The sequence below is a fragment of the Streptomyces spororaveus genome (genome assembly GCF_016755875.1).
GTDB lineage: Bacteria > Actinomycetota > Actinomycetes > Streptomycetales > Streptomycetaceae > Streptomyces > Streptomyces spororaveus.
Map to the genome: position 1 here is coordinate 6,276,793 of NZ_BNED01000005.1, position 26,447 is coordinate 6,303,239.

At 70.4% G+C, this 26,447-nt stretch carries 22 protein-coding genes and 1 tRNA gene; 7 read left to right on the top strand and 16 right to left on the bottom strand.

Annotation, left to right across the window (positions count from 1 at the left end):
- The first annotated feature begins 135 nt into the window (after positions 1–135).
- Positions 136–1,563: a pyruvate kinase gene (gene pyk / locus Sspor_RS30840; RefSeq protein WP_202202026.1), complete on the top strand. Its 1,428-nt coding sequence runs from the start codon at positions 136–138 to the stop codon at positions 1,561–1,563.
- A 115-nt stretch (positions 1,564–1,678) separates the two neighbouring features.
- Positions 1,679–2,140 (top strand): MarR family transcriptional regulator, encoded by a 462-nt coding sequence (locus Sspor_RS30845; protein ID WP_202202027.1) that lies wholly within the window; start codon positions 1,679–1,681, stop codon positions 2,138–2,140.
- Positions 2,141–2,152: 12 nt separating this feature from the next.
- Here Sspor_RS30845 and Sspor_RS30850 read toward each other — a convergent pair whose 3' ends face one another.
- From Sspor_RS30850 to Sspor_RS30865, 4 genes are all read right to left on the bottom strand, one after another.
- A complete protein-coding gene (locus Sspor_RS30850; protein WP_202202028.1) occupies positions 2,153–2,623 on the bottom strand; it encodes an NUDIX domain-containing protein in 471 nt (156 codons plus the stop codon).
- Between the two features lie 9 nt (positions 2,624–2,632).
- Positions 2,633–3,679 carry a hypothetical protein gene (locus Sspor_RS30855; protein ID WP_237404105.1) on the bottom strand — a complete coding sequence of 349 codons (1,047 nt, stop codon included), beginning with the start codon at positions 3,677–3,679 and terminating at the stop codon, positions 2,633–2,635.
- A gap of 110 nt (positions 3,680–3,789) precedes the next feature.
- Complete coding sequence (locus tag Sspor_RS30860) at positions 3,790–4,539, bottom strand: helix-turn-helix domain-containing protein (protein ID WP_202203977.1); 750 nt, start codon at positions 4,537–4,539, stop codon at positions 3,790–3,792.
- 109 nt (positions 4,540–4,648) lie between these two features.
- Positions 4,649–4,723: transfer RNA gene (locus Sspor_RS30865), tRNA-Leu, on the bottom strand.
- A 98-nt stretch (positions 4,724–4,821) separates the two neighbouring features.
- Between Sspor_RS30865 and Sspor_RS30870 the strand changes: the two genes are divergently transcribed.
- Positions 4,822–5,475, top strand: coding sequence for an ANTAR domain-containing response regulator (locus tag Sspor_RS30870; protein WP_030762326.1), 654 nt, complete (start codon positions 4,822–4,824; stop codon positions 5,473–5,475).
- 69 nt (positions 5,476–5,544) lie between these two features.
- Here the strand turns inward: Sspor_RS30870 and Sspor_RS30875 are convergent, their stop codons facing one another.
- From Sspor_RS30875 to Sspor_RS30910, 8 genes are all read right to left on the bottom strand, one after another.
- Positions 5,545–6,261, bottom strand: a complete 717-nt coding sequence (locus Sspor_RS30875) for an ABC transporter ATP-binding protein (RefSeq protein WP_202202029.1) — start codon at positions 6,259–6,261, stop codon at positions 5,545–5,547.
- The gene (locus Sspor_RS30880; RefSeq protein WP_202203978.1) at positions 6,258–7,310 is read right to left on the bottom strand and encodes an ABC transporter ATP-binding protein; all 1,053 of its coding nucleotides are present in this window, start codon (positions 7,308–7,310) and stop codon (positions 6,258–6,260) included. The genes Sspor_RS30875 and Sspor_RS30880 overlap by 4 nt, the downstream gene beginning before the upstream one ends.
- 5 nt (positions 7,311–7,315) lie before the next feature.
- Positions 7,316–9,049, bottom strand: a complete 1,734-nt coding sequence (locus tag Sspor_RS30885) for a branched-chain amino acid ABC transporter permease (RefSeq protein WP_202202030.1) — start codon at positions 9,047–9,049, stop codon at positions 7,316–7,318.
- Positions 9,050–9,054: 5 nt separating this feature from the next.
- Complete coding sequence (locus tag Sspor_RS30890; RefSeq protein WP_030762336.1) at positions 9,055–9,987, bottom strand: branched-chain amino acid ABC transporter permease; 933 nt, start codon at positions 9,985–9,987, stop codon at positions 9,055–9,057.
- Positions 9,988–10,095: 108 nt separating this feature from the next.
- Positions 10,096–11,328, bottom strand: coding sequence for a branched-chain amino acid ABC transporter substrate-binding protein (locus Sspor_RS30895; RefSeq protein WP_202202031.1), 1,233 nt, complete (start codon positions 11,326–11,328; stop codon positions 10,096–10,098).
- A 542-nt stretch (positions 11,329–11,870) separates the two neighbouring features.
- The gene (locus tag Sspor_RS30900) at positions 11,871–12,281 is read right to left on the bottom strand and encodes a hypothetical protein (RefSeq protein WP_237404106.1); all 411 of its coding nucleotides are present in this window, start codon (positions 12,279–12,281) and stop codon (positions 11,871–11,873) included.
- Positions 12,282–12,493: 212 nt separating this feature from the next.
- Positions 12,494–12,967 (bottom strand): PaaI family thioesterase, encoded by a 474-nt coding sequence (locus Sspor_RS30905; protein ID WP_202202032.1) that lies wholly within the window; start codon positions 12,965–12,967, stop codon positions 12,494–12,496.
- Between the two features lie 54 nt (positions 12,968–13,021).
- The gene (locus Sspor_RS30910; protein WP_202202033.1) at positions 13,022–15,307 is read right to left on the bottom strand and encodes an FdhF/YdeP family oxidoreductase; all 2,286 of its coding nucleotides are present in this window, start codon (positions 15,305–15,307) and stop codon (positions 13,022–13,024) included.
- A 264-nt stretch (positions 15,308–15,571) separates the two neighbouring features.
- Between Sspor_RS30910 and polA the strand changes: the two genes are divergently transcribed.
- On the top strand, positions 15,572–18,226 hold the full coding sequence (polA, locus tag Sspor_RS30915) for a DNA polymerase I (RefSeq protein WP_373318913.1): 2,655 nt from the start codon (positions 15,572–15,574) through the stop codon (positions 18,224–18,226).
- Positions 18,227–18,257: 31 nt separating this feature from the next.
- Here the strand turns inward: polA and Sspor_RS30920 are convergent, their stop codons facing one another.
- Complete coding sequence (locus Sspor_RS30920; protein WP_202202035.1) at positions 18,258–19,118, bottom strand: DUF4184 family protein; 861 nt, start codon at positions 19,116–19,118, stop codon at positions 18,258–18,260.
- Positions 19,119–19,302: 184 nt separating this feature from the next.
- On the opposite strand from Sspor_RS30920, the gene Sspor_RS30925 reads away from it, so the two are divergent.
- The gene (locus Sspor_RS30925; RefSeq protein ID WP_202202036.1) at positions 19,303–20,541 is read left to right on the top strand and encodes a lytic transglycosylase domain-containing protein; all 1,239 of its coding nucleotides are present in this window, start codon (positions 19,303–19,305) and stop codon (positions 20,539–20,541) included.
- Positions 20,542–20,584: 43 nt separating this feature from the next.
- Here the strand turns inward: Sspor_RS30925 and Sspor_RS30930 are convergent, their stop codons facing one another.
- Positions 20,585–21,568, bottom strand: coding sequence for a right-handed parallel beta-helix repeat-containing protein (locus tag Sspor_RS30930; protein ID WP_237404107.1), 984 nt, complete (start codon positions 21,566–21,568; stop codon positions 20,585–20,587).
- Positions 21,569–21,795: 227 nt separating this feature from the next.
- On the opposite strand from Sspor_RS30930, the gene Sspor_RS30935 reads away from it, so the two are divergent.
- Together Sspor_RS30935 and pgfA are read left to right on the top strand one after the other, a co-directional pair.
- On the top strand, positions 21,796–21,936 hold the full coding sequence (locus Sspor_RS30935; protein WP_106971437.1) for an SPW_0924 family protein: 141 nt from the start codon (positions 21,796–21,798) through the stop codon (positions 21,934–21,936).
- Positions 21,937–21,950: 14 nt separating this feature from the next.
- A complete protein-coding gene (gene pgfA, locus Sspor_RS30940; protein WP_202202037.1) occupies positions 21,951–22,910 on the top strand; it encodes a cell envelope lipid trafficking protein PgfA in 960 nt (319 codons plus the stop codon).
- On the opposite strand, the gene hrpB is transcribed toward pgfA, so the two are convergent.
- Together hrpB and Sspor_RS30950 are read right to left on the bottom strand one after the other, a co-directional pair.
- Positions 22,900–25,482 carry an ATP-dependent helicase HrpB gene (gene hrpB / locus Sspor_RS30945; protein WP_202202038.1) on the bottom strand — a complete coding sequence of 861 codons (2,583 nt, stop codon included), beginning with the start codon at positions 25,480–25,482 and terminating at the stop codon, positions 22,900–22,902. The genes pgfA and hrpB overlap by 11 nt on opposite strands.
- Before the next feature lies 1 nt (position 25,483).
- Positions 25,484–26,332: a class I SAM-dependent methyltransferase gene (locus tag Sspor_RS30950; protein WP_202202039.1), complete on the bottom strand. Its 849-nt coding sequence runs from the start codon at positions 26,330–26,332 to the stop codon at positions 25,484–25,486.
- Between the last annotated feature and the right edge of the window lie 115 nt (positions 26,333–26,447).

The window sequence follows — 26,447 nt, forward strand, 5'->3', positions numbered from 1 at the left end:
AAGCCGCCCCCGGGGGTGCTCATCAGAGCACCCCCATGCACATTCAACAGTTGTCAACAACCTTTTGCTCAACGGTTGTTGATTGGACACCCGGAAGCGATTACCTACCCACAGGTAGGGCAATACGCTCGCCTCATGCGCCGAGCGAAAATCGTATGTACCCTGGGCCCCGCCACCGACTCATACGACCAGATCAAAGCACTGGTCGAAGCCGGAATGGACATCGCCCGCCTCAACCTCAGCCACGGCACCACCGCCGAACACGAGGAGCGCTACCAGCGCGTACGCAAGGCCTCCGACGAGACCGGCCGCAGCGTCGGCATCCTCGCCGACCTTCAAGGCCCGAAGATCCGACTCGGCCGCTTCCACGAAGGCCCCGTACTCCTTGAACGCGGCGACGAATTCACCATCACCGTCGAAGACCACCAAGGCGACCGCCACACCTGCAGCACCACCTACAAAGGCCTCGCCACCGACGTCACCACCGGCGAACTCATCCTCGTCGACGACGGCCGCGTCACCCTCGAAGTCACCACCGTCGACGGCCCCCGCGTCCACACCCGCGTCATCGAAGGCGGCATGGTCTCCGACCACAAAGGCCTCAACCTCCCCGGCGTAGCCGTCTCCGTCCCCGCCCTCTCCGAAAAAGACATCGAAGACCTCCGCTGGGCCCTGCGCACCGGCGCCGACGTCATCGCCCTCTCCTTCGTCCGCAGCGGCCGCGACATCGAAGACGTCCACCGCATCATGGACGAAGAAGGCCGACGCCTCCCCGTCATCGCCAAGGTCGAAAAGCCCCAAGCCGTCGAAAACATCGACGACATCGTCGCCGCCTTCGACGGCATCATGGTCGCCCGCGGCGACCTCGGCGTCGAAATGCCCCTCGAACAAGTCCCCATCGTCCAAAAGCGCGCCATCAAACTCGCCAAGCGCAACGCCAAACCCGTCATCGTCGCCACCCAAATGCTCGACTCGATGATCGACAACTCCCGCCCCACCCGCGCCGAAGCCAGCGACGTCGCCAACGCCATCATCGACGGCACCGACGCCGTCATGCTCTCCGGCGAAACCAGCGTCGGCAAATACCCCATCGAAACCGTCCGCACCATGTCCCGCATCGTCGAAGCCGCCGAAGAAGACATCCTCGCCAAGGGCCTCCCCCCACTCACCGACCGCAACAAACCCCGCACCCAAGGCGGAGCCGTCGCCCGCGCAGCCGCCGAAATGGGCGACTTCCTCGACGCCAAATTCCTCATCGCCTTCACCCAGAGCGGCGACACCGTCCGCCGACTCTCCCGCTACCGCTCACCCATCCCCCTCCTCGCCTTCACCCCCGACCCCGCCACCCGCTCCCAGCTCAACCTCACCTGGGGCGTCGAAACCTTCCTCGGCCCCCACGTCGACTCCACCGACGCCATGGTCGCCCAAGTCGAAGAAGAACTCCTGCGCATCGGCCGCTGCGTACCCGGCGACACCGTCGTCATCACCGCCGGCTCACCCCCCGGCATCACCGGCTCCACCAACCTCGTCCGCATCCACCACATCGGCGACGCCGTCCACTGACCCACCACCCACCCCACCGCGCCGGGCCCCCCACCGCGCCGCCCGGCGCGGCGCCCCGCACACCCCCACCAACCCCTTGACCCCAAGCCCACTTGAGGTCCTACGGTCACCCCCCATGACCACCACCAAGCCCTACACCCAGACACAACTCGCCGCCCAACCCATCGGCTACTGGACCCGCGAAACCGCCGACCTCGTCATCGGAAACCTCCGCACCGCCCTCGCCGAGGAAAACCTCACCCAACCCCACTGGTGGACCCTCAACCACGTCGCCGGCGCCCCCGGCACATGGACCCGCCCCGCCCTCACCGCAAAACTCACCCCGTACGACGACCAGCACACCGACTTCGACACCGTCTACGACGACCTCACCGCCCGCGGCTGGCTCACCCAAACCACCCACCACCTGACCCTCACCGCAGCAGGCGAAGCAGCCCGCACCCGCGCCCACGACCGCAACGCCAAAGTCCACGCCACCCTGCGCCAAGGCATCGACGACGCCACCTACGCAACCACCATCGACACACTGCGCCGCATCGTCGCCAACCTCGGAGGCAACGGCACCCTGCCCACCTGACACCACCACCCGTCAGAGCCGATCACACCACGGGCCATCCGGCACCAGAGCACCCAGCACAGCCAACAACTCCGGCGGCTCGACCCGATCCGGCAACGCACCCACATCCGACCACACCACCCACGCATGACCACCCAGATCCACCTGCTCCTCAGGAAGCAGACCGGACCGCACAACCGAAGGCCGCTCCTCCGCGAACACCGCGACGAAGAAATACTCCGTCCCGATGTACCGCACGCCCTTCCACCACACATCACGCCCGACCGGCACCGAACGGTCAAGGACCGCAGCCGGATCCAGCCCCGTCTCCTCGACCAGCTCACGCCGAGCCGCCACCAACGCCGTCTCACCCGATTCGACACCCCCACCGGGCGGCTCCCAGAGCCAGGTCCCGTCCGACGGATCACGCCAGTGCAGCAGAAGCAGACGACCAGCAGCATCCAGACAGATGACCCGAGCAGCGGGCCGGTGCACAGAATCCACCCCCCGACGCTAAGCGCCACCCGAACCGCCGATCAAAACACCCGTACGACACGCACGACGCGTCCGAAGCCAGTACGAACGAGCCGCCACGATCAAGGCGATGCCGTACACGGCGAAGGCGACCATCCCGATCCAACCCACCAACAGCGCATCGCCCGAAGAATGGAAGTCACCGCGCCGCATCGTCACCACGCCGGCCGTGGCCAGGAACAGGTACCCGACCCCCACAACCCCGTACGGGGCGAGCGTGGCGGCGCCGAGCAGAGCCGGGACGAGCGGGAGCCAGCGCGGCACCCGCCGACCACCAAGGAACAGCGTCCAGCGCGGGAAGACCTGCCCCCACGGGCGTACCAGACCCCAGAGCAGGAAGACGCCGAGCACGGCCAGCAGCGCGGTGGGGTCCAGGCCCCAGGACTCCAGGGCGAGAAAAACACCCGAGGCGCCGTTCCGCTCCGAAACGGCCAGCACCTCCGCACCGGACATCCCCCCGAACGTCCCACCGGACGCCCAGACGAACTTCATCGCCGCGTACGGGACAAAGGCCAGCGTCCCGGCCCAGGCAGCGAGCTGGACGAACCGCGGTGCGGCGGACGGCGCCCGCACGGCAGTACCGGCAGGCAGGCGACCCGACCGGGCCGTGGCCGCGAGCAGGACCGCCCCGACCGCAGCCAGGACCTTGTTCACGGCGGACACCCGACTGTCCACCCCCTGGCCGAACAGCAGCGTGATGACGTCCATCAGCAGACTGAACGCGGTGATCCCGGCCAGCCCACAGACCACCCAGAGCATCACCCGCAACGCCGGCCTCAGCCCGTACACCACCACCGCGCCGCTGACCGACACCGCCACCACACCCACCACCACGACCGCCCACCCCAGCCCGGAGGCACCGGAACCGCCGCCGTGGTAGATCAAGGCCGTCCCGCTCAGCGCACACGCCAGACCGAAGCCGGCGTACAGCACCGCCCACAGCACCGTTGCCCGGGCCACCCAGTGCGGCCATCGCCGCCACCAGGCGCTCCAGAGCGTCTTCACCGTTCGTTCGCCACTGGTCATGCCCCAAACGGTGCCGCGACCACGGCGGGGTGACGTCAGCCGCCGGAATGATCCGCCTCCCCCGGCCGGGTGAGCCCCCCCGGCACCAAGAAGCGACCCGAAGGAAGCGGCTAGTACTTAGGCCCGATGTGGGCGTCCATGAGGGCGACGCAGTCCTTCCGCGCGACGGACACGTTGAACGGGTCGCTACCGCGGGCCAGCACCGTCCACCGGACCCCGACCTTGGTCAGCGTGTCGGTGCACAGCTTCCGGATGTCGTCGGACTTGTTGGTGAAGAAGTACCGCGGGTACTCGTAGCGCTTCCCGTTGCGGACGGTCCAGTTGGTGACCCGGCACCCGTCGGAATGGATCAGCCCCCGCAGGAACTCCCACGGATGGACGTCGACGATCTCCTGCTGCCAGCCTTCGAGAACGATCCGCCGCTCATGCTTCTTGCCGGGCCCGTGCTGAGGAAACAGGCATGTCCAGTGCCGCCCGTAGCTGGTGACGGCCACGCAGCCCTGGCGCTGCAGCACGCTCACCTTGTCCTTGGGGCGGACTGCCGTGATCGCCGTCCGGCACTGATCGATGAGCCCGGGCCATGCGTCCGCACAGGCGATGCGAAGGTACTGGCCGCCACGCGGATGGGGGCTAATGCAGCCGTCGCCGAGATAGAGGCCGAGGAGGTATGCGTACGAGGCGCTATCGGCGGGTCCTGCGCAGGGTGTGGCCTGATTGAGCAAGTGGGGTAATGGCTGCACCCGGGAACGCCATGCACGGATCGTGGACCGGGATATCCCGGTTTCCTGACTGACGGAGTTCATGCTGCGCCCGTCGGCGAGCAGGTCCAGGGCGCGCATGCGCGTATCCATGTCGTACATGTGGCCGATGCTGCCGGGCGAAATCGGCGCACGCAGTGCAATTCGCCATGCTTCGCCGAAACGAGTCATGGCCACGCGAAGATCGCGTGACCATGGAATCCAAGATATGTGCCCCAGGTGGGATTCGAACCCACACTGTCCGCTGTTTGAGAGCGGCCTCTCTGACCAGTTGGAGTACTGGGGCCTAAGAAACGAAGGCTCGGGGGAGCCCTACGCGAGACCACCTTACCGTAGCTAGGTAGGCTCAGGGGAGCTTGTTATGCCCCGTAAAGAGGAGCCTTCGTGACCGCCGAGCACGAGTCGACGCCCACGCCCGACGCCGACCAGTCGCACGTTCCGCCGCTGACGACCCGCGTCGTCATCGCCGAGGACGAGGCGCTCATCCGTCTCGATCTCAAGGAGATGCTCGAGGAAGAGGGCTACTCCGTCGTCGGTGAGGCCGGCGACGGGCAGACGGCCGTCGAGCTCGCCCGTGAGCACCGTCCCGACCTGGTGATCCTCGATGTGAAGATGCCCGTCCTGGACGGGATCTCCGCGGCGGAGAAGATCGCCGAGGAGTCCATCGCGCCCGTCCTGATGCTCACCGCGTTCTCGCAGCGCGACCTCGTCGAGCGGGCCCGGGACGCCGGGGCGATGGCGTACCTGGTGAAGCCGTTCAGCAAGAGCGACGTGGTGCCCGCCATCGAGATGGCCGTCTCCCGCTTCGCGGAGCTGCGGGCGCTGGAGAAGGAGGTCGAGGACCTCTCCCAGCGGCTGGAGACGCGCAAGCTGGTGGACCGTGCGAAGAGCATTCTGCAGACGCAGTACGGGCTGACGGAGCCGGCCGCCTTCCGCTGGATCCAGAAGTCGTCGATGGACCGTCGGATGTCCATGCAGCAGGTGGCCGAGGTGGTCATCGAGGACGCCGAGGCGAAGAAGAAGGAGAGCGGCAAGTAGCGGCCGCCCCCGGACATGCGTGAGGCCCGCCTCCCCCCGAGGGGAGGCGGGCCTCACACGTTCGTCGGATCAGTCTTCGCCGAGGTAGGCCTTGCGGACGTCCTCGTTGTGGAGGAGGTCGCGGCCGGTGCCGGAGAGAACGATCTTGCCGATCTCCATCACGTGCGCGCTGTCGGAGAGCGAGAGCGCCGCCTGGGCGTTCTGCTCGACGAGCAGGATGGTCATGCCGGTGGCCTTGAGGTCCTTGATGGTCGCCATGATCTTCTGCATCATCAGCGGCGACAGGCCCATGGAGGGCTCGTCCAGCATCAGGAGCTTGGGGCGGGACATGAGCGCGCGGCCCATGGCGAGCATCTGCTGCTCACCGCCCGAGAGGGTGCCGGCGGCCTGCTTGCGACGCTCACCCAGGATGGGGAACATCTCGTAGGCGCGCTGGACATCCGCCTCGATGCCCTCCTTGTCGGTGCGCAGGAAGGCGCCGAGCTGGAGGTTTTCGGCGATCGTCAGCCGGGGGAAGATGTGGCGTCCCTCGGGGGAGTGGGCGAGGCCCAGGGAGACGATCTTGTGGGCGGGTACGGCGGCCAGGGGCTGGCCGTCGAAGGTGATGCTGCCGCTCTTGGGCTTGATGAGCCCGGAGAGGGTGCGCAGGGTGGTCGTCTTGCCGGCGCCGTTGGTGCCGACGAGGCAGACGATTTCGCCTTCGTTGACTTCGAAGGAGATTCCCTTGACGGCTTCGATCTTGCCGTAGGCGACTTTGAGGTCTTCGACCTTGAGCAGTGCGGTCACTTGGCCTCTCCTTCCGTGCTGGTGGTGCTGGTGGTGCTGTCCGAGTCGGCGTCGGCCGGGGCGTCGGTGTCGCCGTCGGTGTCGGCTTCGGCCTCCGCTTCGGTTTCGGCGTCGGTCTCGGTGGCCTCGGCCGCAGCCTCGGTCTCCGTCTCCGTCTCCGTCGCGGCCTCGGGCTCGGCTTCGGTCGCTGCTGCGGCTTCGGCGGCGGCTTCCGCTGCCTCGACGGCGGCGTCTTCGGCGGCGCCCGGGTCGCCTTCGAAGGGCTCGCCGAGGTAGGCGGCGATGACGCGCTCGTCGCCCTGGACCTCGGACGCGGTGCCTTCGATGAGCTTCTCGCCCTGGACGAGGCAGGCGACGCGGTCGCAGAGGTTGAAGATGAAGCGCATGTCGTGCTCGATGACGAGGACGGCGATGCCCATGTCGCGGATGGCGAAGATGAGTTCTTCGGCGGCGCGGGTTTCCTGCGGGTTCATGCCGGCGGTGGGCTCGTCCAGGAGGATGAGGCCGGGGTCGCTGGCGAGGGCGCGGGCGATTTCGAGCTTGCGCTGTTCGCCGTAGGGGAGGTTCTTGGCCAGGTGCTGGGCCTTGTTCTCCAGGCCGATGAACTCGAGGAGTTCCATGGCGCGCGCTTCGCTGGCGGCTTCGGCCTTCTTGAAGCCGGGGCCGCGGAGCAGGGCGGACCAGAGGCCTTCCTTGGTGCGGGTGTGGCGTCCGACGAGGACGTTCTCCAGCACGGTCATGTTGTGGAAGAGCCGGATGTTCTGGAAGGTGCGGGCGATGCCGGCCTCGGTGACCTTGTGGGGCTTGGGAGGCAGGACGGTGCCCTTGTAGCTGACGGATCCCTCGGTGGGGACGTACAGCCCGGTGAGGCAGTTGAAGAAGGTGGTCTTGCCGGCGCCGTTGGGGCCGATGAGGCCGACGATCTCGCCCGCGTTGACCTGGAGGTCGACGCCCTTGACGGCGGTGAGGCCGCCGAAGCGCATGGTGACGCCCTTGGCTTCGAGCACCGTGGTCTTCGTGGTGGTGGTGGTGTCCGTGGTGGTCGTCATGTCGTTCACGCCCCCGCCTTGGCGGTGGCCAGGTCCGTGGGGGCCTGGTCAGCGGTGTCGTCGTGGAACTCGAGCTGCGCGCGCTTGTTGGCGATGAGGCCTTCGGGGCGGAAGCGCATGAGCAGGATGAGGGCGATGCCGAATGCGAGGAGCTGGTAGTCCTGGAGGAAGGCCAGCTTCGCCGGGATCAGGAAGAGGAGTGCGGCGCCGAGGATGGGGCCGCGGATGGTGCCCATGCCGCCGAGGATGACGGCGGCGAGGAGGAACGCGGAGTTCGGCGGGACGGGCCCGGCGAAGACGTAGTTCTCGGGGACGACCGTGCTGTTGACGTGTGCCTGGACGGTGCCGGCGAGGCCGGCGAGGGTGGCGCCGAGGGCGAAGGCGATGAGCTTGACCTTGAAGCCGTTGATGCCCATGGCTTCGGCGGCGGTCTCGTCTTCGCGGATGGCGACCCAGGCGCGGCCGATGCGGCTGCTGCCGGCGCGGGCGAAGACCACGACGACCAGTGCCATGACGAGCAGCATCAGGAAGTAGTAGTTGGCGTAGGCGCCGAGGGTGATGCCGCCGACGACGTGGGATTCCCCGAAGTTCCACCCGAAGAGTTCGAGGTGGGGGATGTTGGGGATGCCGTTGGGGCCGTTGGTGATGTCGGGGCCGGAGGTGCCGTCGAGGTTGCCCATGGCGATGCGGAAGATTTCTCCGAAGCCGAGGGTGACGATGGCGAGGTAGTCGCCGCGCAGGCGCAGGGTCGGGGCTCCGATGACCACGCCGAAGATGAGCGAGGCGAGGGCGCCGACGATGACCGCTGCCCAGAAGGGGAGGTGGATGCCGAAGGCGGAGGCGGTGCTTCCGGAGACCAGGGCCGCGGCGTAGGCGCCGACGCCGAGGAAGGCGACGTAGCCGAGGTCGAGGAGGCCGGCGAGGCCGACGACGACGTTGAGGCCGAGGGCGACGGTCGCGAAGATCAGGATGTTGACCGCGATCAGCGTGTAGGTGTCGCCGCTCTGCTGGATGAACGGGAAGGCGATGGCGGCGGCCGCGGTGCCGATCAGGGTGACCTGGCGGTACTTGGCGGTGAGGCCGCCGAGGCGGGCGAAGAGGCCGGACTTGTTCAGCGCGAAGGCGGCGAGGCCGACGGTGATCAGGTAGGCGACGAAGAGCTGCGGTTCCTTGTCATCGGTGTCGATGCCGTAGGTGATGACGAAGAGACCGATGGCGAAGACGGCGGTGATGATGAGGATTTCGGCCCAGGACGGCAGCTGCTTGGCGGGGGCCGCCTTGCGGGTGTCGTCGGGGAGCTTGCTCACGGCGATGACCGGGATGAGCGAGCCGACGAGGGCGACGAGGGCGCCGGGTTCGAGGTTGACGACTCCGCCGAGGACGACGGTGATCGCGAGGACCGTGAACCAGGTGGCGGCGAGGTTGCCGAGGGTGAGGAAGAACAGCGCCTTGCGGGAGCCGTTGGGGGTGAGCCAGCCGAGGCCCTTGACGCCGAGCGCGGAGAGCGCGTGGACAAGGGTGAGGGCTCCGCCGGCGAGGGTGACGTACTGGAGGTCGGCGGGGCTGCCGTAGTAGGTCAGGTCGCCGGGGAATTCGGCGGTCCATGTCCACGCGAGGAAGGCGCTGACGATGGTGAGGAGGCTGCCGGCGATGACCGCGTAGAGGAGGGTGGTGGGCGCGGGGGCCTGCTTCACCGTTTCGGCGGTCTGCGGGGTCTGAGCGGTGGTGTTGGTGGTCATGGTTCTCACGCCCGATCCGCGACGCGCTCACCGAGCAGGCCTTGTGGCCGCACGAGGAGGACGACGATGAGGAGTACGAAGGCCCAGACGTTGGACCAGGCGCCACCGCCGAGCTGCGACATGCCGGGGATGTCTTCGATGTAGGCGATCGAGAGGGCTTCGGCGAGTCCGAGGACGACGCCGCCGACCATGGCTCCGTAGATGTTGCCGATGCCGCCGAGGACGGCTGCGGTGAAGGCCTTGAGGCCGAGGATGAAGCCCATCTCGAAGTTGATCTGGCCCTTGTCGAGGCCGTAGGCGACGGCGGCGACGGCGGCGAACGCGGCACCGATGGCGAAGGCCATGACGATGATGCGGTCGGTGTTGATGCCCATCAGCTTCGCGGTGTCGGGGTCCTGCGCGGTGGCCTGCATGGCGCGGCCGCTGCGGCTCTTCTGGACGAAGATGCCGAGGGCGAGCATGCAGAGCGGGGCGAGGATGAGGACGAAGAGGTCCGCGCGCTGGATCGCCAGGCTGTCGGTGATCTTGAAGGCTGCGCCCTTGAACTCAGGGAAGCTGACGGCCTTCTTGGCGTCCGGGTAGAACTGCCAGACGAGCTGCTGGAGCGCGATCGAGAGGCCGATTGCGGTGATGAGGGGTGCGAGCCGGGGGGCGCTGCGCAGTGGGCGGTAGGCGAAGCGTTCGGCTGCGCAGGCCACGGCGACGGAGGTGGCGGCACCTCCGACGATCATGACGGGTATCGCGATCAGCAGGGAGGTGCCGGTCGGGAGGATGGCGTAGGCGCTGAGCGCGCCGAAGCCGCCGATCATGAAGATCTCGCCGTGGGCGAAGTTGATGAGCTGGACGATGCCGTAGACCATGGTGTACCCGATGGCGATGAGACCATAGAGAGCACCGAGGGCCAGGCCGTTGGCCAGCTGTTGCGGCAGTTCGTGCACCGCAGGGCCTCCGATGAGCGTGTCGGATAAGACTCCGCGCGAGGGCGCTGTTTGCGCCCTCGCGCGGCGTTGGTTCAGGTGGTGCTGGTGTTGCTGGGGGTTATCGGGTTACTGGTTGAAGGTGTCGCTCTTGACGTCGACCCACTTGCCGCCCTCGACCTTGTAGACGGTGAGCTGCTTGTTGGTGGTGTCGCCGTACTCGTCGAAGGCGACCTTGCCGGTCACGCCTTCGAAGGAGACCTTGCCGAGTGCCTCGACGACCTTGGCGCGGGCGTCGGTGGGGAGCTTGCCGCTGTTGGCGGCGGCGACGGCCTTGACGGCCTGGATGACGGCCCAGCCGGCGTCGTAGGAGTAGCCACCGTAGGCGGCGTACGGGTCCTTGTAACCCTCGGCCTTGTAGTCCTCGATGAACTTCTTGGCGGTGTCCAGCTTCTCGACCGGGTAGCCGATGGAGGTGGCGAGGTCGCCCTCGTTGGCCTCACCGGAGGCGCTGATGAAGGCCGGGTCCTGGATGCCGTCGCCGCCCATGAGGGGGACGTTGGCGCCGGTCTTCTTGATCTGGTCGGCGAGCAGGCCGCCCTCGGGGTACTGGCCGCCGAAGTAGACGGAGTCGGCGCCGGAGGACTTGACCTTGTCGGCGGTGGAGGAGAAGTCGGTCTCCTTCACGGTGACGTGGTCGGTGCCGACGACCTCGCCGCCGAGCTTCTTGAACTCGTCGGCGAAGATCGCGGCGAGGCCGGCGCCGTAGGTCTGCTTGTCGTCGACGATGAAGACCTTCTTCTTGCCGGCGTCCTTGAAGAGGTACTGGGCGGCGAACTTGCCCTGGACCACGTCGGTGGCGGCGGTGCGGAAGTAGGTCTTGAAGCCGCGCTTGAACTCGCCCTTGCCCCAGTTGTCGCCCTGGCTGAGCGAGGGGTTGGTGTTGGCGGGGGAGACCTGCGCCAGGTTGGCGGAGCCGAAGACGCCCTGCATCTGCTGGGCGACGCCGGAGTTCAGCGGGCCGACGACGCCGAGGACGTCCTTGTTGCCGACGAGCTTGGTGGCGTTGGCCTGACCGGAGGCGGGGACCGCCTGGTCGTCGAGGGCCTCGACCTTGAACTCGATGCCGGGGACCTCGTTGTTCTTGTTGGCCGTCTTGGCCGCGAGGTCTACGGAGTTCTTGATGCCCTGGCCGAGCGCGGAGAGCGAGCCCGTGAGCGGGGCGTCCACACCGATCACGACGGTGGTCTTCTTGCCGCCGCCGTTGTCCTTGGAGTCTCCGTCGCGCGATCCGCAAGCGGTGAGGGTCAGTGCTCCCGTGGTGATCACGGTGGTGAGGACGAGCAAAGAACGGTGTCGCACGATTCTTCCTTTCCCTGGCGCGGCTCTCTCGTGAGAGGTGCCGTTAGGTCGCCGGGCCGCACTGGGAGGTCCACGGCCGTGCTGATTCGCGCTCTGTGGCGCGGTGACTGGCCGTGACTCTAGGCCCGAGGTGGCGAGCACGGGGAGCAGGGAAAGGAGGATGTGACGCTCTTGTTATGCCAAGGCCAAGAATGTGTAGCGGGAGTGTGGACAAATCGGACGTTTTCTTACCTTGGTGGGTGTCCGCATCCTGAGAATTACCAGTTCTCCTAAGGGGCTTGAGGCCTTCATGCACCTGTCTTAGATCATTTTCGGCCGAATGTGGCTGCGCGTGTCCAAAGGAATCCTCCGAGTGGGCTTTCTTAAGGGAAAAGGCGGATTGCGGCCCTCATGTGCATTACACAGAGTGACGGTCAAGAGGGCAGTTTCGAAACCGAATGGATCTTGTTCGAGTGGCGGCATGGCCCCTCACCTGCGGCTCGTCCCTGCGGGGGTATCTGCCCGGAAGCCGGACACCGCGCCCGGGAATGCGGTGACCTCGGTCACGTCGGGGGGCGCCAGTTCTCCGAACTCCGCGTCGCGCCGCCCTCGGCGGCGCAGCGCTGCGCCACGAACCGGTCGATCAACTCAAGTGCCTTGTCCCGCCCGGCAGTTCGCTCCTCGGCGCGACCTGCGGCCACCGCGTCGTCGTGGATCGCGTACTGGTCGTTGGACAGGCCCTTCTGCTCCCAGTCCAGACCGGACCATTTCGTACCCAGGAGAGTCTCCTTCGCCCAGTAGGACACGAGGCTCGTGCACACCTGTACGGGCGAGGGGGGAGCGGAGGCGGGGGCGGCGGAAGGGCTCGCGGAACCCGCCGCGGGGGTGGGCGCGGAGGATGTGCATCCGGTCAGGGCGAGCGCCGCGAGGAGGGTGTGGGCGGCGTACCGGGCCGTGCGTGGCATGGTCCCCATGGGGGGACGGTAGGCGGTGACCTTCGGTGACACAACAGATGTCACCGTCAAGCGTGCGGACTGGCGGATTCCGGGCGGTTGGCGGGCGCGAGCCGTCCGGGAACGCACGCAGGCCCGGATCCGCCGCCGTGCGGGCGGGGGGTCCGGGCCTGTCGGGTGGTGCGGGGGCGAGCCGGGCGGGGCCCGGTAAAGCCGGCCGGGCGGCCGGGGGGTCAGGCCCCCGCGGCGGCCTGCTCGACGTCGCGCAGGAGGCAGGTGAGGCGGGCGGTGCAGATCCGCCGGTCCTGCTCGTCGGTGATGACGATCTCGAAGGTGGTGGTCGAGCGGCCCCGGTGCAGGGGGGTGGCGACACCGGTGACGATGCCGGAGCGGGCGCCCCGGTGGTGGGTGCAGTTCAGGTCCACGCCGACGGCGATCTTGTTGATGCCGCCGTGCAGCATGGCGCCGATCGAGCCGAGGGTCTCGGCCAGCACGGCCGAGGCCCCGCCGTGCAGCAGCCCGTACGGCTGGGTGTTCCCCTCGACGGGCATGGTGGCGACGACGCGGTCGGCCGAGGCCTCCAGGATGCGGATGTCCATGCGCTCGCCGAGGTGTCCCGCCGAGAACAGCGCGGGCAGGTCGATGCCCAGGGCCGCGTACTCGTCGAGTACCTCCTGCGGGAACTTCACTGCGTGCTGCTCGCCCATGGTCAGGCTCCGTTCGTCAACGCTCGTTAACCATCTTGTCCTGGGGTCGTTCTATCAGGCCGGTTCGAAGCGCACGACGACGGACTTGCTGGCAGGGGTGTTGCTGGTGTCCGCGGTCGAGTCCAGCGGGACCAGCACATTGGTCTCCGGGTAGTAGGCGGCCGCGCAGCCGCGGGCCGTCGGGTAGTGCACGACGCGGAAGCCGGGCGCGCGCCGCTCGACGCCGTCCCTCCACTCGCTCACCAGGTCCGTGTACGAGCCGTCGGCCAGCCCCAGCTCGGCCGCGTCGGCCGGGTTCACCATGACGACGCGGCGGCCGCCGGTGATGCCCCGGTAGCGGTCGTCGAGGCCGTAGATCGTGGTGTTGTACTGGTCGTGGCTGCGCAGGGTCTGCAGGAGCAGCCGTCCCGCCGGGACGCGCGGGTACTCCACGGGCGCGGCGGTGAAGTTGGCCTTGCCGGTCTTCGTCGGGAAGCGGCGCTCGTCGCGCGGGGCGTGCGGGAGCTGGAAGCCGGCGGGGCGGGCGACGCGGGCGTTGAAGTCCTCGAAGCCGGGGATCACGCGGGAGATCCGCTCGCGGATCGAGCCGTAGTCGCGTTCGAACTCCTCCCACGGGGTGGCGGAGGCGGCGCCGAGGACGGCGCGGGCCATGCGGGCCACGATCGCGGGCTCGGAGAGCAGGTGCGGGGAGGCGGGAGCGAGGTTGCCGCGGGAGGCGTGGACCATGCCCATGGAGTCCTCGACGGTCACGAACTGCTTGCCGGACGCCTGGACGTCCTTGTCGGTACGGCCGAGGGTGGGCAGGATCAGGGCCCGCCGGCCGGTGACCGCGTGGGAGCGGTTGAGCTTGGTGGAGACGTGCACGGTCAGGGAGGCCCCCCGGATGGCGGCCTCGGTGACCTCGGTGTCGGGGGTGGCGCCGACGAAGTTGCCGCCCATCGCGAAGAGGACCTTGGCCTTGCCGTCGCGCAGGGCCTGGATGGAGCGGACCACGTCGTAGCCGTGCCCGCGCGGCGAGGTGATGCCGAATTCCTTGTCGAGGGCGTCGAGGAAGGCGGGTGCGGGGCGTTCGAAGATCCCCATGGTGCGGTCGCCCTGCACGTTCGAGTGGCCGCGGACGGGGCACACGCCGGCGCCGGGGCGGCCGATGTTGCCGCGCAGCAGGAGGAGGTTGACGACCTCGCGGATGGTGGCGACGGAGTGCTTGTGCTGGGTGAGGCCCATGGCCCAGCAGACGATGGTGCGCTCCGAGGCCAGGATCATGGCCAGCGCGCGCTCGATCTCGGGGCGGGTCAGGCCGGTCGCGGTGAGGGTCTCGTCCCAGTCGGCCTCCTTCGCGGCGGCCGCGAGTTCCTCGTAGCCGTGGGTGTGCTCGCGGATGAAGGCCTCGTCGGTGGCGCCCTCGGTCTCGATGACGAGCTTGTTGAGGAGGCGGAAGAGGGCCTGGTCGCCGCCGATGCGGATCTGCAGGAAGAGGTCGTTGAGGGCGGTGCCCTTGAGCATGCCGACGGGGGTCTGCGGGTTCTTGAACCGCTCCATCCCGGCCTCGGGCAGCGGATTCACCGAGATGATCTGCGCGCCGGCGGTCTTGGCCTTCTCCAGGGCGGAGAGCATGCGCGGGTGGTTGGTGCCCGGGTTCTGTCCGGCGACGATGATCAGGTCGGCCTGGTGGAGGTCTTCGAGGGAGACGCTGCCCTTGCCGATGCCGATGGTCTCGGTCAGTGCGGAGCCCGAGGACTCGTGGCACATGTTCGAGCAGTCCGGCAGGTTGTTGGTGCCGAACTCGCGGGCGAAGAGCTGGAAGAGGAACGCGGCCTCGTTGCTGGTGCGGCCCGAGGTGTAGAAGAGGGCCTCGTCGGGGGAGTCGAGGGCGGTCAGCTCCTCGGCGATGACCGCGAAGGCCCGCTCCCAGCTGACCGGCTCGTACCGGTCGCCGCCGTCGGGCCGCGCCCCGCGCTCCAGCAGCATGGGCTCGGTGATGCGGCCCTGCTGGCCCAGCCAGTACCCGGAGCGGGTGGCCAGGTCGTCGAGGGGGTGCGCGGCGAAGAACTCGGGGGTGACCCGGCGCAGTGTGGCCTCCTCCGCGACGGCCTTGGCGCCGTTCTCGCAGAATTCGGCCGTGTGCCGCTTGTCGCCCTCGGGCCAGGCGCAGCCCGGGCAGTCGAAGCCGCCCTTCTGGTTGACCTTGAGGAGCGTGCGGGCGGTGCGGGCCACGCCCATCTGCTGCTGGGCGATCCGCAGGGTGTGCCCGATCGCGGGCAGGCCGGCGGCCGCGTGCTTGGGCGGTGTGACCTGCGGTGCGTCCTGTACCGGATCGCCTGTGGGCGGCTTGGTCGCCATCGCGCTCCCCTTCGAGCGTACGTACGTATGCAGCACGTGTGGCCGCGTCCTTCGATCCTTGCACGGACCACGGAACGAGGGGAGGGCGGTCCGGTGCTCACCACGCCCGGGCGGGTGCGCCGGGGGCGTCCGGTGGGGAGGATGCGCCGGGGGAGGCGACGGGCCGGAATTGTCGGTGGGGGCGCCTAGGATCGGGGCGTGGCAGATTCATCAGCGCAGAAGACCGACCAGCCGTCCGCAGCGGGCCGCCCCCGCCTGATGCTCATGGACGGGCACTCCCTGGCCTACCGGGCGTTCTTCGCGCTGCCCGCGGAGAATTTCACGACCGCGACGGGGCAGCCGACCAACGCCATCTACGGGTTCGCGTCGATGCTGGCGAACACGCTGCGCGACGAGGCGCCCACGCATTTCGCGGTGGCGTTCGACGTCTCCCGCAAGACGTGGCGCTCGACGGAGTTCCCCGAGTACAAGGCGAACCGCTCCAAGACCCCCGACGAGTTCAAGGGGCAGGTCGAGCTGATCGGCGAGCTGCTCGACACGATGCACGTGCCGCGGTTCGCGGTCGACGGCTTCGAGGCCGACGACGTGATCGCGACGCTCGCGACGCAGGCGGAGGCGGCCGGCTTCGACGTGCTGATCGTCACCGGTGACCGGGACTCCTTCCAGCTGGTCTCCGAGCACACCACCGTGCTCTACCCGACCAAGGGCGTCTCCGAGCTCACCCGGTTCACCCCGGAGAAGGTCGAGGAGAAGTACGGCCTCACCCCGCAGCAGTACCCGGACTTCGCGGCGCTGCGCGGTGACCCGTCCGACAACCTGCCGGGCATCCCGGGCGTCGGTGAGAAGACCGCGGCCAAGTGGATCACCCAGTTCGGGTCGTTCGCGGAGCTCGTGGAGCGCGCCGACGAGGTCAAGGGCAAGGCCGGGCAGAACTTCAGGGACCACCTGGAGGCCGTCAAGCTCAACCGGGTCCTGACCGAGATGGTCAAGGACGTGGAACTGCCCAAGACCCCGGCCGACCTGGTCCGCGCCCCCTACGACCGGACCGCCATGCTCGGCGTGCTGGACGTCCTGGAGATCCGCAACGCCTCGCTGCGCGAGCGGCTGCTCGCCGTGGACCCGGGCGCGGCCGTGGAGGAGGCCCCCGCTCCGGCGGCCGGTGTGGAACTGGACGCCTCCGTGCTGGGCTCCGGCGAGCTGGCTCCGTGGCTGGAGAGCCACGCGGGCGGGCCGCTGGGCATCGCGACCGTCGACAGCTGGGCGCTGGGCCAGGGCAACGTCACCGAGATCGCGCTCGCCGCGGCCGGGGGCGCCGCCGCCTGGTTCACGCCCGCCGAGCTCGACGAGGCGGACGAGCGGGCCTTCGCGGCCTGGGCCGCCGATGCGGCGAAGGCCAAGGTCGTGCACCACGCCAAGGGCCTGATGCGGGTCTTCCCCGAGCACGGCTGGACCCTCGCCGGGGTCGTCATGGACACGGCGCTCGCCGCCTACCTGGTCAAGCCGGGCCGCCGGTCCTTCGCCCTGGACGCCCTGTCCATGGAGTACCTGCACCGTGAGCTGGCGCCCGCCGCCGCCGACGGGCAGCTGGCCTTCGGCGCCGACGAGACCGCCGAGGCCGAGGCCCTGATGGCGCAGGCCCGCGCCGTCCTGGACCTGGGCGACGCCTTCACCGGCAAGCTCGCCGAGGCCGGCGCCGCCGAGCTGCTCCACGACATGGAGCTGCCCACCTCCGAACTCCTGGCCCGCATGGAGCGCTCCGGCATCGCCGCCGACCGCGACCACCTGGAGGCCATGGAGCAGCAGTTCGCGGGAGCCGTGCAGCAGGCCGTCAAGGAGGCGCACGCCACCGTCGGCCACGAGTTCAACCTCGGCTCGCCCAAGCAGCTCCAGGAGGTCTTCTTCGGCGAGTTGGACCTGCCGAAGACGAAGAAGACCAAGACCGGTTACACCACGGACGCGGACGCGCTGGCCTGGCTGGCCACGCAGACCGACCACGAACTCCCGGTCATCATGCTGCGCCACCGGGAGCAGGCCAAGCTGCGCGTCACCGTCGAGGGCCTGGTCAAGACCATCGCCGCCGACGGCCGGGTGCACACCAGCTTCAGCCAGACCGTCGCGGCGACCGGCCGGCTGTCCTCCACCGACCCCAACCTGCAGAACGTGCCGGTGCGCACCGACGAGGGCCGCGCCATCCGCCGCGGATTCGTCGTCGGCGAGGGCTTCGAGTCCCTCATGACGGCCGACTACAGCCAGATCGAGCTGCGCGTCATGGCCCACCTCTCCGAGGACGAGGGCCTGATCGAGGCGTTCGCGACCGGCGAGGACCTGCACACCACCGTCGCCTCCCAGGTGTTCGCCGTGGAGCGGTCCGCGGTCGACGCCGAGATGCGCCGCAAGATCAAGGCCATGTCGTACGGGCTCGCCTACGGGCTCTCCGCCTTCGGCCTCGCCCAGCAGCTGAACATCGAGCCCGCCGAGGCGCGCGGCCTGATGGAGACCTTCTTCGAGCGGTTCGGCGGGGTGCGCGACTACCTCGGCCGGGTCGTCGACGAGGCCCGTGCCACCGGATACACGGCGACGATCTTCGGTCGCCGCCGGTACCTGCCCGACCTCAACAGCGACAACCGCCAGCGCCGCGAGGCCGCCGAGCGGATGGCGCTCAACGCCCCCATCCAGGGCACCGCCGCCGACATCGTGAAGGTGGCGATGCTGCGCGTGGACAAGGCGATCGCCGAGGCCGGTCTGCGGTCGCGGATGCTGCTCCAGGTTCACGACGAAATCGTGCTGGAGATCGCCCCGGGCGAGCGCGAGCGGGTCGAGGAGCTGGTGCGGCGCGAGATGGGCGCCGCCGTCGAGCTCCGGGCCCCGCTGGACGTGTCGGTGGGCGTCGGCGCGGACTGGGAGTCCGCCGCGCACTGATCGCCGTACGGCCGGCGCCCGTCCCCGCGGCTCAGGCGGTGGGGACGGGCGTTCGCATTTCCTCGTCCGCCGGGCGCCCGCTCCGGTCGCGGCGGTGCCGCAGCCGTACGAGGACCCCGTAGACCAGCAGCGCCACGGTCAGGCCGCCGCCCGCGCCGAAGCAGATGGTCGGGATGATGTCGAGCGGCGTACGGATCCGGTCGAAGAAGTCGAAGAAGCGGAGCACGCGCCGGGTGACCCCGGCCGCCACGCACACCACGAGCAGGACGAGCGCACCCCAGAGCTCCGCGCGGGAGAGCACCGGCACGGACGCGGGGGCGGCGGAGGCGGGAACCCGGCGCAGGGCGGTCACCGTGTACCAGAGCAGGGCACACGCGGCGACGGCCGAAGTGCCGTACTGGAAGAAGGTGTAGGGCGGATACCCGAAGGCGAGCGGCTCGCCGAGCCAGGGCATCGCGTTCGTGCCCCAGCGGTCGCCGTGCGTGAAGCTGTCCCACACCACGTGGGTGAGGGACCCGATGACCGCCGACACGTAGAACCAGCCGAGCAGCTCGGCGAGCCGGGGACGCTCGCGCCAGTCCTCGCCCCGCACATAGGTGTACACCTTGCCCCGCCAGCCGCGCGGCAGGAGCGCGATCAGCGGCTCGCGCAGCAGGATCCAGAAGCCCGCCAGGACGGCCGTCAGCACGGCGTCCAGCGTGAAGATGCCCGGCAGGGAATGCGTGAAGGCCCCGTACGCCAGGACGCCCTCGACGACCGCGTCCGTGAAGTAGAAGGTGTCCGGCGCGAACGAGCCGAGGACGAGCGCGGATGCGACGAGGGGGCCCCGTGCACGCCCGGTCCGGCGGATGGCCGGAAGTACGGCGGCCGCGTGGCTGAGAGTGAACGGCATGGCACCTCTCCTGGGTGTTCCTGTGGACGTTCCTTACTTCGGGCCAATGCTGCCGAAGGGTCCAGACAGTATGCGTGACCTGCCTCGGGACGTGGGGATGTGGTGAATTCCGGCCCGCCTTGCGTGCTGTGTGCAGGGAGTTGACGTAGGGTCACGCGGACGTCGAGGGGGAGGGGTCCGGCTCATGTCGGCTCGAATATTCGGACGCAGGCTGCGCAGGGGAACGACGGCCGCGCTGGTCTCCGCTCTGGTGGTCGCCGCGGTGACCGCGTCGCAGGGCCCGGCGGGCGGGAGCACCGACCGGCTCTCCGCCGCCGGCGAGGACATCGCGCAGCCGCCGCCGGCCGCGGACACGGCCGGCGGCGACTCCGCCTACTTCACCGAACTCCCGCCGCCGGTGGGCCCGCAGCCGACGGACGTACCGCCGCCGGACGCGGGGCCGCAGCCGGATCCCCGGCCGACGGCGCAGGCGCAGGCACCGGAGGCCGTACCCGCGCAGGCCGTGACCGGGGCAGGGGAAGGGGCGCAGGGGATACCGGCGAGCGTGCTCGCGGCCTACCTGCGCGCGGAGAAGACGATCGGGCAGAGCGACCCCGGCTGCGGACTGCGCTGGCAACTCCTGGCGGCGATCGGCAAGGTGGAGTCCGGGCAGGCCCGCGGCGGGCAGGTCGACACGGCCGGGACCACACTGCGGCCGATCCTCGGGCCGGTGCTCGACGGCAACGGCTTCGCGAACATCCAGGACACGGACGGCGGGGCCTACGACGGCGACTCCCGGTACGACCGGGCGGTCGGGCCGATGCAGTTCATCCCCTCGACGTGGGCGGCGTGGGGCCAGGACGCGGACGGCGACGGCCGGCGCAACCCGAACAACGTGCACGACGCGGCCCTCGCGGCCGGGCGGTACCTGTGCGCGGGCAGCCGCGACCTGCGGGTGGACGCGGACCTGGACCGGGCCGTGCTCTCCTACAACCAGTCCGCGGAGTACCTGCGCACGGTGCGGTCCTGGTTCACGTACTACCTGAAGGGGACGCACGCGGTCCCGGACCGCCCCGGTACGGGACCGGGCGCACCCGCGACGCCACCCCCGAGCCCCACCCCGAAGCCGTCGCCGACACCTGCTCCGACCACGCCCACTCCGTCGCCGACACCTACGCCTACTCCGACGCCGGAGCCGAAGCCCACCCCGACGCCGACCCCGACGCCGACCCCGACCCCGACGCCGACGCCGACGCCGACCCCGACGCCGACCCCGACCCCGACGCCTACGCCGACTCCCACGCCTACGCCGACCCCGAAGCCCTCGCCGACCCCGGCACCCACACCGACCCCGACGCCCAGCGCGTCACGGACGCCGAAGCCCACCCCGTCTCCGGCCTCCACCCCGGCGGTGCCCCGGCCGACCCCGGGGCAGCACACCTAAGGGATGTCCGGCCGATCAGGCCGGCTCGCGGATCGAGCCCGGGTCAGTCCGTGCAGCCGGGAACCGCCCCGACGGGCCGGCAGTTGTTGGGCGTGTTCTCGACGATCCGGCTCCTGACGAGGGTCAGGGAGCCGCCAGAGGGTCCTTGCCAGACGCCGCCGCCGTTGAGCGCGATGTTGCGCCGCACCTTTGTGTCCGTCAGCGTGGTGGTGCCGTCATTGGCGATGCCGCCACCCGTCTGGCCCGCGCGGTTGTCCGCGATGGTCGTCGAGGAGATGTCCATCGGAGCGCGGTCGTTGTAGATTCCGCCGCCCTGCTGGAAGGCGCGGTTGCCTTCGATGTGCGAGTTCTTGATGGTCAGGGAGACCCCGGCGGTGAAGATGCCGCCCCCCAGCTCCGTGGCCTGGTTCCGCACCACTTTGGTCTTCTGCAGCAGGGTGGTGCTTCCCGGCCCGTTGTAGATGGCGCCACCCTGCTGCGCCGCGCTGTCCCGCACGACGCTGTCGTGGATCTCAAGGGTGCTGCTCTGGTTCACATAGATGGCGCCCCCCTGGTTCGCCGTGCTGTTGGTCACGGTGCTGTGCTTGAGGATGAGCGTCCCGCCGTCCGTGGGCAGGTAGGTGCCGGCGTAGTCGAGATAGCCGCCACCGGTCGCGGTGACGCCCTCGACCGTCAGGCGCCCGCCGGGGCCGTCGATCTCCGCGATGCGGAAGCCCTCGGTCGCGTCGGGATCCCGTCGGATGGTCGTCTTGTTGCCCAGCAGGGTGACCGTGCCCGTGATCCTGGGCAGGGCGTTGGCGCCGAGACCGCCGGTCGACGCGGGAGTGAGGACGTTGTAGACGCATCGGGGTGCGAGCCGGATGGTGTGCGGTCCGGTGTTGTTGTTCGCGGCGTCGATCGCACTGTTGAGTGCGGTGACGTCGCACGGAATGGCCGCCAGGGAGGTCGCACCCGCGGTGTTGCCGAGACTGAGCGCGGCCACGACCGGCACAACCAGGGCCGCGGCCTTGAGTCGACGTCTCTGCATCACTTCTCCGATCATCATGCGTAATCGTTTGATTACGTTCCGTTTATGATCAGTGTTCCACGGGGCGGGTGTCCCGCCGTGCGCGACGCGGGGGCGGGCGTGCCGGTGGGTGCCGAGGTCCCCCCGGGTGGCCCAGCGGTGATCTGCGGCTCGAACGGTTCTCATCTCGGCCCCGCGTTGCTACGGTGCCCCATCTCTGACGCCTCATCAGATTTCGGAGCCCCGGCATGCGCGCATTCGTCGCCGCCGTCATCGGCCTCGCAGCCGCGCTGGCCCTCGTGTTCGCCATCACGGCGTTCGGGGTGCCCGAAGGCGAGACCTCACCCAAGCCCCTGCTCACCACCGCGCCCCCCGCGCCCGGAAAGTAGAGGAGGGCCCGGCCGTGCGACGCAGAGCGAGCCTTGTCCTGCTGGCCCTTGCCGTGTTCTGCGCAGCCCTCGCGCCGCTGCTGCGCTGGTACGCGTACCCCCGCCTCGCCAAGATCCCGCCGAACCAGTACCAGGAGATGGTCCTGGAGGCGAAGGACGCGACGCTCCTCGACTACACCGGCGGCATGCAGCCGAAGAAGGTCGACAAGGTCACCATCGTCCAGACCCTCAAGGGCAACGTGGAGGCGTCCAGGGAGATCGAGGCGAGCGCGGGCAAGGACGTCGTCGTCTGGGACACGCTGTCCTACATCATCGGCCCCGACGGGAAGATGGTCTCCCAGATCCCCGAGCGCTACATCTTCGACGCGCACACCCAGGACCCGGTCCACGCCACCGGGGAGATGGTCGACGGGGACCCCGTCAAGCGCGAGGGCATCGAGTTCAAGTGGCCCTTCTTCACCGAGCCGCGCGACTACCTCTACTTCGACGCGCAGACCCGCACCTCCTCGCCGATCCACTACGTCGGGCCGCGCACGTTCAAAGGCATGGACGTCTACTACTTCGAGCAGACCGTCCCCTGGACCAAGGTCGCCATGCCCAAGAAGATGCCGATCGAGGGCATCGACCCGGCGACGATCGAGGCGGCCACCGGCACCACCCTCTGGTACACGGTCAAGGCGAAGTTCTGGGTCGACCCGGTCACCGGCGCGCCCGTCAACGCCGAGCAGGACATCCAGCAGGAGATGCGCGGCGGCATCGCGGCCGGCGGCCCCGACGGCAAGCTCACCGCCTTCGCCGGACACGTCACCATGCGCGAGGACTACTCCGACTACACGGTCGACCTCGTCCGGTCGAACCGTACGAAGGTCCTCGCGCTGCACACCTACGCGCCGATCGGGCTGGCCGCCGGCGGGCTCGTCCTGCTCGGCGCGGCGCTGTGGCTGGAGGCCCGCGGCCGCCGGGTCAGCGCCTGAGCCGGGCGTTGGTGTGCCGGGTGGGCTCGGCGGTGGCCGGGTCCTCCGGCCAGGGGTGCTTGGGATAGCGCCCGCGCAGCTCCGCGCGCACGGCCCGGTAGCCGCCCTGCCAGAAGGAGGCGAGGTCGGCGGTGACGGCCGCGGGCCGGCCGGCGGGCGACAGCAGGTGCACCAGCACCGGTACGCCCGCCACCTTCGGGGTCTCGGCCAGCCCGAACAGCTCCTGCAGCTTCACCGCGAGGACCGGCTGGCCGTGCTCGGCGGAGTAGTCCAGCCGGATCCGGGACCCGCTGGGCACCTCCAGGCGTTCCGGAGCCAGCTCGTCCAGCCGGACGGCCTCGCCGGCGGCCCACGGCAGCAGCCGGTTCAGGGCCTGCCCGGCGTCGATCCGCCCCAGGTCGGCGCGGCGCCGGGCCCGGGACAGCTCGGGCTCCAGCCAGTCGTCGGCCCGCTCCAGCAGGGCCCGGTCGTCGGCCACGTCGGGCCAGGCGCCGCCGAGCGTGCGGTGCAGGAAGCCGAGGCGGGCGCGGAGGGTCAGGGCGTCCGGGGACCAGCGCAGCAGGCCGAGTCCCTCGGCGCGCAGCCCGTCCAGGAGCGCGGCCCGTACGAGGGCGGGGTCGGGGGTGCGCAGCGGACGTACGGCCAGTTCGATCGCCCCGAGGCGTTCGGCGGCGCGGGCGACGAGGTCGCCGTCCTCCCAGCGGACCTCTTCCCCCGCGGTGAGCAGGTGCGCGGCGGCGGAGCGCGCGGTGTCCTCGTCGATGACGGCGCCGAGCCGGACCCGGGCGGACGCGGAATGCGGGGGCCTGTCGGCGACGGCGACGGCCAGCCAGGCTGCTTGGCGCAGGCCCGATCCGTCGCCGACCTCGGCCGCGGTGCCGGAGGCCATGAGGAAGGCCCCCTCCCCCCTGGCCTTGGCCACCCGCTCGGGGAACGCGAGGGCGGCGATGAGCCCGGCGGCGCTGTCGTCGGGTGCGGCGCCGCTGCCGGGGCTCCGCCCCGGACCGCGCGCCTCACACGCCGGCGAGGCTGAAGAAGCGGCCCCGGCCCCGGTCTCGGCGGTGCGCCCCGCAGGGGAGGCGGCGCGCTCCAGGCGGCGGGCCTCCGCGCGCCAGCGGGCCGCGTACGCGTCGCCGCCCGCGCGGGCCCGCCGCCGGGCCGCGGCCAGGTCGTCCCCGTACTCCCGCGGAGGTTCCTCGCTCAGCAGGGCCACGACCTCCGCCGCCGTGCGGGCACCGAGCGCGGCGGAACCGTCCAGCAGGGCCCGGGCCAGCCGCGGGTGCAGCCCGAGCCGGGCCATCCGCTGCCCGCGCGCGGTGACCCCACCGGCCGGGGACACCGCGCCGACGGCCACCAGCACCTCGCGCGCCGCGGCCATGGCCCCGGCCGGCGGCGGGTCCAGCAGGGCCAGCCCGGCCGCGTCCGGGTCGCCCCAGCAGGCGGCCTGCAGGGCGAACTGCGCCAGGTCGGCGATGCGGATCTCCGGCGAGGGGAACGCGGCCAGGCGGCCGTCCTCCGCCTCGGCCCAGCAGCGGTACACCGTGCCCGGCGCCTCGCGTCCGGCCCGGCCCGAGCGCTGGCGCCCGGCCGCGCGGGACGCCCGTACGGTGGCCAGCGCGCCCAGCCCCCGCGCGTGATCCACCCGGGGCTCGCGGGCCAGCCCCGAGTCGACCACGACCCGTACACCGGGGACGGTCAGGCTCGACTCCGCCACTGCGGTGGACAGGATCACCCTGCGGTGGTCCGCGACGGAGAGCACCGCGTCCTGCACGGCCGCCGGGGCCCGGCCGTGGATCTGCAGCACCTCCGCGTCCACCCCGCCCAGCTGCCCGGCGACCCGGGCGATCTCGCCGACGCCGGGCAGGAAGCACAGCACGTCGCCGTCGCGTTCGGCCAGCGCCCGCCGCACCACCGAGGCCACGTGCGTCAGCTGCGCCGGATCCACCCGCATCCCGTGCGGGGGCCGCACCGGCCGGGCCGGCGGGGCCCAGACCGTCTCCACGGGGTACGAGACCCCCGCGGCCTCCACCACCGGCGCGCCGCCGAGCACGCGCGCCCAGCCGGCGGAGTCCGTGGTCGCCGAGGCCGCCACCAGCCGCAGCTCCGGGCGGAGGGTCTCCCGTACGTCGAGGAGGAACGCGGCGACCGTGTCGGCGTCCAGGTGCCGCTCGTGGCACTCGTCCAGGACCACCACGTCCACCCCGGCCAGCTCCTGGTCGCGCTGGAGGCGCTGGAGCAGCACTCCGGTGGTCACCACTTCCACCACGGTGTCCGGGCCGGCCACCCGTTCCCCGCGCACGGTGAAGCCCACCGCCCCGCCGGCCTGCTCGCCCAGCAGCCACGCCATCCGGCGCGCCGCCGCCCTCGCGGCGATCCGCCGGGGCTCGGCGACGACCACCCGGCGCCGCGGCCCGCCGCCCACCAGTCCGGCCAGCACCAGCGGGACCAGGGTGGTCTTGCCGGTGCCCGGCGGGGCGCAGAGCACCGCCGTGCCGTGGCCGTCCAGAGCCGAGACGAGCGCGGGCACGGCCTCCCGTACGGGCAGGGCGTCGAGGGCGGCGGTACGGATCACGTCAGTCGCGCTCGCAGACGAAGATCGCGGTGCCGGGGATCAGGTTGCCGCGCAGCGGGGACCAGCCGCCCCACTCCTGGCTGTTCCACTCCGGCCACTCGGGTTCGACCAGGTCGAGCAGGCGGAAGCCGCCCGCCACCACGTCGCGCACCCGGTCGCCGATCGTGCGGTGGTGCTCCACATATACGGCGCGGCCCCGCTCGTCCTGTTCCACGTACGCGGTGCGGTCGAAATACGAGGCGGCGACGGACAGCCCCTCGGGCCCCGGCTCGTCGGGGAAGGCCCAGCGGACGGGGTGGGTCACGGAGAAGACCCAGCGGCCGCCGGGGCGCAGTACGCGGTGCACCTCGCGCATGACGTTGACCGGGTCGGCGACGAAGGGGACGGCGCCGTAGGCGGAGCAGGCCAGGTCGAAGGAGCCGGCGCGGAAGGGCAGCCGGCCGGCGTCGGCCTCGACCAGCGGCAGGCCGTCGCCGATGCGCAGGGCGTGCTGGAGCTGGCGGTGGGAGAGGTCGAGGGCGACCGGGCGGGCACCCTGGGCGGCCAGCCAGCGCGAGCACTGGGCGGCGCCGGCGCCGATCTCCAGGATGTCCTTGTCCCTGAGGGAGGCGGTGGGGCCGAGGAGGGCCGCCTCGGCCTCGTCCAGGCCCTCGGGCCCCCACACGAAGCGGTCGTCGCCGAGGAAGGCGCCGTGGTCGCTCTGGTACTCGTCGGCGTTGCGGTCCCACCAGCTGCGGCTCGCCCGGCTGCTCTCCGCTTCCCCCGCGTCACGCCGTGTGGCCTCGGGGTCTTCCAAGGAGACCGGATCGGCTTCGGACGCTACTTCGGAGGCGTAGTCCTCTTGGTTCATGGGGCCCGTCGTCGTAGTCTGCGGATGTCTTTTGAATGTGGCAGGAAGCGCCAGGAAGGGCTTCCCGCCCATGAATTGTGCCGGTTGTGCGGCGATCCGCCCGGGGTGTGCGCCT